This window comes from Flavobacterium sp. ASW18X (assembly GCF_005144745.1).
In the GTDB taxonomy this organism is placed as follows: Bacteria; Bacteroidota; Bacteroidia; order Flavobacteriales; family Flavobacteriaceae; genus Croceivirga.
This window is the reverse complement of the sequence record NZ_SWKK01000068.1, coordinates 1-603: the sequence shown is the minus strand read 5'-3', so window position 1 is coordinate 603 and position 603 is coordinate 1. Positions and strand designations below refer to the sequence as shown.

General features: G+C 45.4%; 1 pseudogene. It reads right to left on the bottom strand.

Annotated elements, in window-relative coordinates:
* Positions 1-603: pseudogene (locus tag FBT53_RS15985) on the bottom strand (gliding motility-associated C-terminal domain-containing protein); the annotation flags it as partial.

Here is a 603-nt window from a genome sequence, read left to right as displayed (position 1 = left end):
TACCATCCGTATCTGGTAAATCGTTCGCTGGGTCTTCTATCTCATCGTTAACATCGTAACCATCATTTACATCACTACCCTCATAGCCATCATCTAAACCATCATTGTCTGTATCTACTCCAGTGTAAGTGTTGTCTGGTTCGCCATCATAATCAAAGTCGTGACCTTCATTACTGTCTGGCACCAAATCATTATCACTATCATCATCTATGTAATCTGGAGTACCGTCTTGGTCGGTGTCTTCTGGTGTAACACCTTCGTTGCCTGTCCCTTCATAAGCATCGTCCAAACCATCATTATCCGCATCTTCACCACTTGGTGGCAGGTAACCTTCTGTAGGTTGACCCTCTACGTTGTCTGGAATACCATCGTCATCACTGTCGATGTCTAAACTGTCTGGTCTACCATCGTTATCCGTGTCGATAGTTCCGTCTCCTTCTACAGTATCTAAGATACCATCATTATCATCATCTAAATCCACCACGTCTGGTACACCGTCACCATCCGTATCCGGACCGTTGTCTGGGTCTAAGTAATCCGGGGTACCGTCTTGGTCTGTATCATCATTGGTTGGGTCTCCATCGCCATTTGCATCTTCGTCTG